Raw genomic sequence first — 10,278 nt, forward strand, 5'->3', positions numbered from 1 at the left:
TCCGTATTCCACTAGATACGCAAAAGGCTATGGTTCCCCATAGCCTTTTTTCTTTTTTGCTCCTTGGTGTGAGTCTATTTACAGCATCCTTTTCAAGCGATACAGCTCTTCAAGAGCTTGGCGTGGCGTTAAGTCGTCAGGATCAATACCTGACAGAGCTTGTTCGACCTCGCTAGGCTCTGGAATCAGGCTCAACTGGTTAGCCACATCTACTGCACTTGGACGCGGTGTGTCACTGTTTTGCCCCAGTTGCTCTAGCTGAGATAGCTTGTTACGCGCATTTTTGATGACCGTTTTTGGTACGCCAGCTAAGCCCGCAACAGCCAAGCCGTAAGACTTACTTGCCGCACCTTCTTGAACTGCGTGCATAAAGGCAATGCTGTCTCCATGTTCTACGGCATCCAAGTGAACGTTCGCTAAGCTTGGCAGTTGGTTCGGTAACTCTGTTAATTCGAAGTAGTGAGTTGCAAATAGGGTCATCGCACCAATTTGTGTTGCGAGCCATTCCGCACTTGCCCAAGCTAAAGACAGACCGTCGTAAGTACTAGTACCGCGTCCGATTTCATCCATTAGCACCAAACTGTTCTTAGTTGCGTTGTGAAGAATATTGGCTGTTTCGGTCATTTCTACCATGAAGGTCGAGCGGCCAGATGCAAGATCATCTGATGCACCAATACGAGTAAATATACGATCTAAAGAACCAATCTGTGCGGATTCTGCCGGTACATAAGAGCCGATATGTGCCATCAATGCAATCAGCGCAGTTTGACGCATGTAGGTTGATTTACCACCCATGTTTGGACCGGTGATGATCAACATCTTACGGGCTGGGTTAAGCTCAATTGGGTTCGCGATGAACGGCTCTGTTGTTACTTGTTCTACGACTGGATGACGGCCAGCTTGAATGTGAATTCCTGCGTCTTTCACAAGCGTTGGGCGGCAGTAATCTAACGAATCTGCACGCTCTGCTAGGTTTTGTAATACATCTAGCTGAGACAGAGCAGAAGCTAGGTTTTGCAGCTTCTCAAGGTTTGGCATCAATAGATCAAACAGTTCTTCCCACAACTGTTTCTCAAGTGCTAACGCTTTAGACTTCGAGTTAAGTACTTTGTCTTCGTGTTCCTTAAGCTCTGGGATGATGTAGCGTTCAGCGTTTTTGAGTGTTTGGCGACGTACATAATGCGGTGGAACCAAATGGCTCTGGCCACGGCTCACTTGGATAAAGAAGCCATGAACGTTGTTATAGCCTACTTTAAGCGTATCGATACCGTGTCGTTCACGCTCATCTCGCTCAAGCTGCTCAAGATATTCTGTTGCACCGTCTGCCAATTTTCGCCATTCATCGAGCTCCGCATTGTAGCCTTCAGCGATGACGCCACCATCACGAATAACAACCGGCGGATTTTCTTTAATCGCGCGTTCTAACAGGTCACATACTTCGTCAATCGGAGCTGCATACTTCGCCAATTTCGTTAGGTACGGATGGGTCAAAGAAGCGGTGACAGATTCTAGCTCTGGTAGCTGTTGCATGGCATTGCGAAGTCTAGCCATATCGCGAGGGCGAGCAGAGCGTAATGCAAGGCGCGCTAAGATACGTTCAATATCACCAATTTGCTTTAACGTTGGTTGAAGATCGGCAAACAGAGCTTGTTCTTTAATCTCACCAATCGCATCAAGGCGATTGTTTAACGTTTCAATGCAACGCATAGGCTGATGCAACCAACGCTTCAGCATTCGGCTGCCCATCGGAGTTGCACAATGGTCGAGTACTGCAGCGAGCGTGTTATCGGTTCCGCCTGCTAGATTTTGAGTAATTTCCAGATTACGTCGGGTAGCAGCATCAAGGATGACGGATTGATCCTGATGATCAAACGTTAAAGAGCGAATATGAGGTAAAGCCGTACGTTGAGTATCTTTTACGTACTGGATCAAACAACCAGCAGCACACAGCCCTAAGGACGCATGTTCTACACCAAAACCAACCAGATCTTTTGTGCCAAATTGTTGATTGAGTTGTTGCTTAGCCGTATCAAGCTCAAACTCCCAGACTGGGCGACGACGGTTACCATTGCGGCTCGCCATTAAATGTACAGGTTCAAAATCTTCTGGGAACAGTAGCTCACGTGGTGCAGTGCGTTGAAGCTCGGCTGTCATCGCTTCTTCAGTTTCTGGTTCTGTCAGTTGGAAGCGACCAGAGGTGACATCCAGCGTCGCATAACCGAACTTACCGTTGTGATGGTAAATTGCTGCGATTAAGTTATCGACACGCTCAGAAAGCAGCGCTTCATCCGTCACAGTACCTGGTGTCACGATACGCACAACTTTACGTTCTACCGGGCCCTTGCTGGTGGCCGGATCGCCAATCTGTTCACAGATCGCCACAGACTCACCAAGCTGAACAAGTTTTGCCAGGTAGCCCTCTACGGCGTGAAATGGCACACCCGCCATTGGGATAGGTTCACCTGCAGACGCACCACGTTTGGTCAATGAAATATCAAGAAGCTGAGAAGCTCGCTTGGCATCATCGTAAAAGAGTTCGTAGAAATCGCCCATGCGGTAGAACAGCAAAATCTCTGGGTTCTCAGCTTTTAGCTTGAGGTATTGCTGCATCATCGGAGTGTGTTTTTGTTCAGCTTTCACAGGTAAGTTCTTTTGTTTATTTCCGTAGCGGCTTAGGATACGTGAATCCCTATCAAGTAAAAAGAGACAAAGGGCATTTTGGCTATGGAAAAAACAACAAAATTGAGTGCCGATTTAGGCGCATTATTGGCTAAACACGGGCATCTTTTAACGACCGCAGAATCATGCACAGGTGGTGGTGTTGCAACCGCCATTACTGACATTGCTGGTAGTTCAGCGTGGCTTGACCGTGCGTTTGTCACCTACAGTAATGAAGCGAAAATGGAGATGCTTGGTGTGCAAGCTTCAACGTTAGAAGCGCATGGTGCAGTGAGTGAGCCAGTTGTGATTGAAATGGTACAGGGTGCAATTAAAAACTCCAATGCCACCATCGGTGTATCCATCAGTGGTATTGCAGGGCCGGGTGGTGGCAGTGAAGAGAAACCAGTCGGCATGGTCTGCTTTGCTTTTGCTGATAACCAAAGTTGGCAGCAAGTCGAAACCATGCATTTTACTGGTGACCGTGCAGAAGTTCGCAAAAAAGCGGTCGAGCATGCGCTGACTCAATTGTATCAACATCTACTCTAGAATTTCTTAAATTGTTTTAGCCCAGCATTGATAAGGGCTAGAGCAAATCACGACTTTAGGTCAGCCAAATTTTTTTCATACAGGTATGGACACTGTATGAATCAACAGTATAATAACTTTCATTGCTGAGCAGTTCTTCTGCTTAAGAAAAATGAATTACTATTCGTCGCCCAAAGAAGATGAATAAATCGGAGAAAGTAATGGACGAGAACAAACAGAAAGCGCTCGCCGCTGCGCTAGGTCAAATTGAAAAGCAATTCGGTAAAGGCTCTATCATGCGCCTTGGTGATAACCGCGCAATGGACGTAGAAACCATCTCAACGGGTTCTCTTTCTCTTGATATCGCTTTGGGTGCTGGTGGTCTACCAATGGGTCGTATCGTAGAAATCTACGGCCCAGAATCTTCAGGTAAAACAACATTAACGCTTGAGCTTATTGCTGCTGCGCAACGTGAAGGCAAAACGTGTGCGTTTATCGATGCAGAGCACGCTCTAGATCCTGTATACGCGAAGAAACTTGGCGTAGATATCGATGCATTGCTAGTTTCTCAGCCAGACACAGGTGAGCAAGCGCTAGAGATCTGTGACGCACTTGCACGTTCTGGTGCTATCGATGTTATGGTTGTCGACTCTGTCGCAGCACTAACACCGAAAGCAGAAATCGAAGGCGAAATGGGCGATAGCCACATGGGTCTGCAAGCACGTATGCTTTCTCAAGCAATGCGTAAGCTAACGGGTAACCTAAAGCAGTCTAACTGTATGTGTATCTTCATCAACCAAATCCGTATGAAGATTGGTGTGATGTTTGGTAACCCAGAAACAACAACAGGTGGTAACGCACTTAAGTTCTACGCTTCTGTTCGTCTAGATATCCGTCGTACTGGCGCAATCAAAGAAGGTGACGAAGTCGTAGGTAACGAAACGCGCATCAAAGTTGTTAAGAATAAGATTGCAGCACCATTTAAAGAAGCAAACACACAAATCATGTACGGCCAAGGCTTTAACCGCGAAGGTGAACTTGTCGATCTAGGTGTGAAGCACAAGTTAGTTGAAAAAGCCGGTGCTTGGTATAGCTACAATGGCGATAAGATTGGTCAAGGTAAAGCGAATGCATGTAACTACCTGCGTGAGCACCCTGAAGTGGCTAAAACTATCGATACAAAACTGCGTGAAATGTTGCTAGCGCCAGCACTTGCGGAAGCGCCTGAAGCTGGTGAAGCGCCAGAGCAAGCTGAAGAGTTTTAATCTCTCATAGATTAATAAATGACAAAGCCCTGCAATGCGGGGCTTTGTTGTATCTATTGAAATCAAAAATCGAATTATCACAAAGGCCATTGAGAGCCTGTACAGCAAAAATACTTTTAGGATCATCATGTACCAAAAACGCCAGGCGCCAACATTATCGAGCAAAGAGGCAGCTATCCAATTGCTTAGCCGTCGCGATCATGGTCAGTATGAGCTTTACCAAAAATTATCGATGAAGGGCTATGAAGAATCAGACATCGACATCGCAATTAATTTTTGCCTAGACCATAATTATCTAGATGATTTACGTTACGCGAAGAGTCAAATTAGACAGCATGTATACAAAGGACATGGAGAGCGTCGAATTCGTCAAGAGTTAAACCAGAAGCGTGTTGCGGAATCGGTGATTGAGCAAGCTATGGCTGAAGAGCCGCAAGATTGGTTTGAACTGGCTAAACAGGCGGCAGAAAAGAAATTCAAAGGTATTAAAGCCAAAGACCAGAAAGAGTACGCTAAACAGGTGCGATTTCTGCAATATCGTGGCTACAGTTTTGACCAAATCAGCTACGCGCTGAACTTTGAGGACGAAGATTAACGGTCAGTCGTCCGCACTGATTTTTGTTTTGCTTCAAATTTTTTCTCCTACTCCCTCTTTTCCTCAAGAAAACTAGTCTCAGCTGTTTGCATGATCTACAATACGGCAAAATTCTAACTCGACTATTTTCAGGAAGAGCTGCATGTACATGAGCACTGATGAGGTTCGTAACGCGTTCCTCAAGTTCTTTGAGAGCAAAGGACACCAAATCGTAGAAAGTTCATCGTTAGTTCCACATAACGACCCAACCCTGCTGTTCACAAACGCAGGTATGAACCAATTTAAAGATTGTTTCTTAGGCTTAGAAAAACGAGCCTACACTCGAGCGACTACGGCTCAGCGTTGCGTACGTGCAGGTGGTAAACATAACGACCTAGAAAATGTTGGCTTCACTGCTCGTCACCACACATTCTTTGAAATGTTAGGCAACTTCAGCTTTGGCGATTACTTCAAAGAAGATGCGATCTCCTTTGCTTGGGAATTCCTAACCGAAGTTCTTAAACTGCCAGCGGATCGTTTATTGGTAACTGTTTACGAAACCGATGACGAAGCGTTTGACATCTGGAACAAGAAAGTTGGCGTGCCCGCTGATCGTATTGTTCGCATTGGTGATAAAGAAGGCGGCAAGCCGTATGAGTCTGATAACTTCTGGCAAATGGGCGACACTGGCCCTTGTGGTCCATGTACTGAAATCTTCTACGATCACGGTGAGCACATCTGGGGTGGCCGTCCTGGCACGCCTGAAGAAGATGGTGACCGTTTCATCGAGATCTGGAACAACGTATTCATGCAGTTCAACCGTCACGCAGACGGCACTATGGAACCGCTACCAAAACCATCGGTAGATACTGGTATGGGTATCGAGCGTATCTCTGCAATCATGCAGGGCGTTCACTCAAACTACGAAATCGATGTGTTCCAAGCTCTTATCAAAGCAGCAGCAGAAGTGATCGGTTACGAAGACCTATCAAACCAATCACTACGCGTTATCGCTGACCACATCCGTTCATGTTCATTCCTGATCGTGGATGGCGTTATGCCTTCAAACGAAGGTCGTGGTTACGTATTACGCCGTATCATCCGTCGTGCAGTTCGTCACGGTAACAAGCTGGGCGCACAAGGTGCATTCTTCCACAAGTTGGTTGGCGTTCTAGCTGACATCATGGGTACGGCTGGTGAAGAGCTGAAGCGTCAACAAGCTGTGGTTGAAAAAGTACTGCGTATCGAAGAAGAAAACTTTGGTCGTACACTTGAGCGCGGTATGGCTATTCTAAACGAAGCATTAGATAACCTAGACGGTAAAGTACTGGACGGCGAAACCGTATTTAAACTTTACGACACTTATGGCTTCCCAGCTGACTTAACTAACGACGTTGCACGTGAGCGTGAGTTCGCAATCGACGAAGAAGGTTTTGAGAAAGCGATGGAAGAGCAGCGTCAACGTGCGCGTGAAGCGGGTAACTTTGGTACTGACTACAACGCAGCAATCAAAGTTGATACGCAAACAGAATTCTGTGGTTACACAGGTACTAAAGGCTCTAGTTCTGTAGCAGCGATGTTCGTTGAAGGCAACGAAGTAGATTCGCTATCTGCGGGCGACAAAGCAATCATCGTACTTGGTGAAACACCATTCTACGCAGAGTCAGGCGGTCAGTGTGGTGACGCTGGTGAAATCCGTACTGAGTCTGGTGTATTCCGCGTTGAGGACACTCAAAAACTAGGTAACGCAATCGCGCACCACGGTGTAATGGCAGAAGGCGTTCTAGCGAAAGGTGATGAAGTAGCAACTATCGTTGACGCAGAGCGTCGCGCAGCTATCTCTCTAAACCACTCAGCAACGCACTTGCTACACGCAGCACTACGCCAAGTTTTAGGTGAGCACGTAACGCAGAAAGGCTCATTGGTGAAGGCAGACAACCTACGTTTCGACTTCTCACACCTAGAAGCCGTAACTGCAGCAGAACTGAAAGAAGTTGAGCGTCTAGTTAACGCGCAAATTCGTCGCAACCACACGATTGAAACCAACGTGATGGACATTGAGTCTGCTAAGAAGAAAGGCGCAATGGCACTGTTTGGTGAGAAGTACGATGACGAAGTACGCGTACTGTCTATGGGTGACTTCTCGACAGAGCTTTGCGGTGGTATTCACGCATCAAGCACAGGTGATATTGGCCTATTCAAAATCACTTCAGAAAGCGGCATTGCTGCAGGTATTCGACGTATTGAGGCGGTAACAGGCGAGGCTGCATTAGACGCGATTGAAGCTCAAAACGCGAAGTACGAAGAGAAACTGGCAGAATCTGCACAGAAAGCAAAAGCGCTAGAGAAAGAAGTGCAGAAGCTAAAAGATAAGATGGCGGCAGCAGAAAGCGCTAACATCATGGGCAAAGCGGTTGAAGTCAATGGTACAAAAGTTCTAGTCGCAGCTCTTGAAGGCGCTGACAGCAAGAACCTACGTACTATGGTTGATGACATCAAGAACCAAATGGGGTCTGGTGTCGTACTGCTTGCCAACGTGACAGGTGACAAGGTTGGCCTGATTGCTGGTGTGACTAAAGATCTAACTGGTAAAGTAAAAGCTGGTGATCTAGTTAAGATGATTGCTGAGCAAGTCGGTGGTAAGGGCGGTGGTCGTCCTGACATGGCTCAAGCTGGTGGTACTGATGTAGCCGCACTACCAGAGGCAATTAAAACAGTTCAGCCTTGGTTAGAAGAGCGCTTATAAGCTTTTAACTACTAAAATTACGCTCAATCAAGTTTCTTTGATTGAGCGTAATTTTTTTTAGCAGCCAAGTGGTTTAATTGACCAAAAGTTAACCGAGTCATTTAGGCTATTTGGTTTTTGTTGTAACTACTGCTTATATAATTTTTCTAAAAGGAAATACTGACGATGTAAGCAGTTCTAAAGAGACTTCGGTCTTGGGAAGGTGAAGACTGGTGAAAAAGCCCCTTATCGTGCAAAAGTTTGGCGGAACCTCCGTGGGTTCAATTGAAAGAATCCACCAAGTTGCTGAACACATCATTAAGGCGAAAAATGATGGCAATCAAGTTGTTGTTGTCGTGTCTGCAATGTCAGGCGAAACAAACAGACTGATGGACCTCGCTAAACAGATAGATAGCGTGCCTACAGCTCGAGAACTTGATGTTTTGCTCTCTGCTGGTGAGCAAGTGTCAATGGCACTGTTAGCAATGACACTCAATAAATTGGGTCATGCTGCACGCTCGCTTACCGGAGCACAGGCGAATATTGTGACGGATAATCAACACAATGACGCAACGATTAAACACATTGATACTAAGACAATTCTGGGATTGCTTGAGCAAGACCAAATCGTGATTGTTGCAGGCTTTCAAGGTGTGAATGAGAACGGGGATATCACCACATTAGGTCGAGGTGGCTCAGATACGAGCGCAGTGGCACTGGCAGGCGCATTGCGCGCTGATGAGTGTCAAATCTTTACCGACGTTGATGGTATTTATACTTGTGACCCACGTGTAGTGAAAAACGCGCGAAAATTGGCGGTTATCGATTTTCCTTCCATGGAAGCGATGGCAAGCCGAGGCGCGAAAGTATTACATTTACCTTCAGTGCAATTTGCATGGAAGAATAATGTGCCACTGCGCGTGCTTTCGACATTTGATGTTAATGAAGGCAGTCTGGTAAAGGGGGAGTTAGGCAATCAAGCCGTCTCTGGTATAGCCATTCAACGTGACCTTGCCATAATCGAAGTCGATAAAGAACATTTATCTAGTGCTACAAAACAATGTCAGATGTTGGGTATCGACATTTGGAATGTGATCGAGGAAACAGAACGGGCAGGTATCATGATAAAACAAGATGCATGTGCCAAGTTCGATCTGGTGTTCAGCGACAAAATCCGTAATAGTGAAGTGGTAAGCCTGTTGACCGCAGTGGGGCTTGAGGCCAATGGAATGGTAGAGCACGCATGCGATTTGTTGGCAAAGCGAGATATTGAGATCAATTTCAGCGCAACGAATGCACTCACTATGATGCTAGTTTTAGCACCCGAATGTGTGGATACAGCAGCAAACATTCTGCATGATGCTTACATTACGTCTAGTGAAGCATTAAACATTCAACAAAAGCATGCCTTTTTAGGCTGATTTTCGCTAACAAGGTAGTTTACGAAAATATAACTTTTGTTGGATAATAGCTTTGTAGCAAGAAAATTTAGAGATTACTCAAGGAGCAAAGAATGCTAATTTTGACTCGCCGCGTAGGCGAAACACTGATGATTGGTGATGAAGTGACTGTAACTGTACTAGGTGTTAAAGGTAACCAAGTGCGTATCGGCGTTAACGCTCCGAAAGAGGTTTCAGTTCACCGTGAAGAAATCTACATGCGCATTCAAGCTGAAAAAGGCAATGGCAACGTTGCTTCAGGTAACTACTAAGTCGCTCCTGTTTACAGAGCTTAGTTTGAATGAAAAAGGCTAACCGAAGGGTTGGCCTTTTTAGTTTTTACTGTTTTTGAAAATTTGCAGAAACTATTGTGTTGAGTATGGCTGTGAATTCATCAATAATGTTGATTCGAACTTCAGAAAGTTATTTGAAAATAAATGTCTTTTTTTCAGAGAAGACTCTCTTTTTTTCATCATAATAGAGTGATAAAGTTCGTTTAATAGTCACTTTGATTAAATCAGCAACGGTTAAGCCAGTTTCGTAGATTTTTTCAAAGAAAGTGTTTGACATATTTTCGGTAAAACGTAATATGTGCCTCCGCAAGACGGTGAGGTGGCCGAGAGGCTGAAGGCGCTCCCCTGCTAAGGGAGTATACGGTTTATCCCGTATCGAGGGTTCGAATCCCTCCTTCACCGCCATTCTTGCAACGTTGATTTATCAACAAAAAGTGCGTCCTTAGCTCAGCTGGATAGAGTACCTGGCTACGAACCAGGCGGTCGGAGGTTCGAATCCTCCAGGACGCGCCATATCTCTTCTGAGATATAACAATGAAAACGGTGAGGTGGCCGAGAGGCTGAAGGCGCTCCCCTGCTAAGGGAGTATACGGTTTATCCCGTATCGAGGGTTCGAATCCCTCCTTCACCGCCATTCATTGACTGGCCCGATGGCCTTTTTTTTGTTTCGTAAGAAATGAATGTGATTTACTTCACAACTTCTTAGCAAGAAGATCTGCGCGTCCTTAGCTCAGCTGGATAGAGTACCTGGCTACGAACCAGGCGGTCGGAGGTTCGAATCCTCCAGGACGCGCCA

7 protein-coding genes and 4 tRNA genes are annotated in these 10,278 nt (G+C 45.9%); 10 read left to right on the forward strand and 1 reads right to left on the reverse strand.

Annotated features, from left to right (window positions below; genetic code table 11):
• Positions 1–78 precede the first annotated feature (78 nt).
• The gene (gene mutS / locus R8N47_RS02075; protein ID WP_064354301.1) at positions 79–2,640 is read right to left on the reverse strand and encodes a DNA mismatch repair protein MutS; all 2,562 of its coding nucleotides are present in this window, start codon (positions 2,638–2,640) and stop codon (positions 79–81) included.
• An 84-nt stretch (positions 2,641–2,724) separates the two neighbouring features.
• Here mutS and pncC point away from each other — a divergent pair, with 84 nt between their 5' ends.
• From pncC to R8N47_RS02125, 10 genes are all read left to right on the forward strand, one after another.
• Positions 2,725–3,207, forward strand: coding sequence for a nicotinamide-nucleotide amidase (pncC, locus tag R8N47_RS02080; protein WP_017633544.1), 483 nt, complete (start codon positions 2,725–2,727; stop codon positions 3,205–3,207).
• 200 nt (positions 3,208–3,407) lie between these two features.
• The gene (gene recA, locus R8N47_RS02085; protein WP_005380874.1) at positions 3,408–4,451 is read left to right on the forward strand and encodes a recombinase RecA; all 1,044 of its coding nucleotides are present in this window, start codon (positions 3,408–3,410) and stop codon (positions 4,449–4,451) included.
• 127 nt (positions 4,452–4,578) lie between these two features.
• Positions 4,579–5,046 (forward strand): recombination regulator RecX, encoded by a 468-nt coding sequence (recX, locus tag R8N47_RS02090; protein WP_005383799.1) that lies wholly within the window; start codon positions 4,579–4,581, stop codon positions 5,044–5,046.
• 142 nt (positions 5,047–5,188) lie between these two features.
• A complete protein-coding gene (gene alaS / locus R8N47_RS02095; RefSeq protein WP_005380872.1) occupies positions 5,189–7,771 on the forward strand; it encodes an alanine--tRNA ligase in 2,583 nt (860 codons plus the stop codon).
• Positions 7,772–7,983: 212 nt separating this feature from the next.
• Positions 7,984–9,171 (forward strand): aspartate kinase, encoded by a 1,188-nt coding sequence (locus R8N47_RS02100; RefSeq protein WP_005383803.1) that lies wholly within the window; start codon positions 7,984–7,986, stop codon positions 9,169–9,171.
• A gap of 92 nt (positions 9,172–9,263) precedes the next feature.
• Positions 9,264–9,461, forward strand: a complete 198-nt coding sequence (gene csrA, locus R8N47_RS02105) for a carbon storage regulator CsrA (RefSeq protein WP_004415691.1) — start codon at positions 9,264–9,266, stop codon at positions 9,459–9,461.
• 334 nt (positions 9,462–9,795) lie between these two features.
• Positions 9,796–9,887, forward strand: a tRNA-Ser gene (locus R8N47_RS02110).
• 31 nt (positions 9,888–9,918) lie between these two features.
• Positions 9,919–9,995 (forward strand) — tRNA-Arg (locus R8N47_RS02115).
• Positions 9,996–10,024: 29 nt separating this feature from the next.
• Positions 10,025–10,116, forward strand: a tRNA-Ser gene (locus R8N47_RS02120).
• Between the two features lie 85 nt (positions 10,117–10,201).
• Positions 10,202–10,278, forward strand: a tRNA-Arg gene (locus R8N47_RS02125).

This window comes from Vibrio sp. 2132-1, from assembly GCF_033344315.1.

Coding starts and splice junctions, on each gene's coding strand:
- csrA (WP_004415691.1), top strand. CDS start 9,264: ATGCTAATTTTGACTCGCCGCGTAGGCGAAACACTGATGATTGGTGAT.
- pncC (WP_017633544.1), top strand. CDS start 2,725: ATGGAAAAAACAACAAAATTGAGTGCCGATTTAGGCGCATTATTGGCT.
- alaS (WP_005380872.1), top strand. CDS start 5,189: ATGTACATGAGCACTGATGAGGTTCGTAACGCGTTCCTCAAGTTCTTT.
- recX (WP_005383799.1), top strand. CDS start 4,579: ATGTACCAAAAACGCCAGGCGCCAACATTATCGAGCAAAGAGGCAGCT.
- recA (WP_005380874.1), top strand. CDS start 3,408: ATGGACGAGAACAAACAGAAAGCGCTCGCCGCTGCGCTAGGTCAAATT.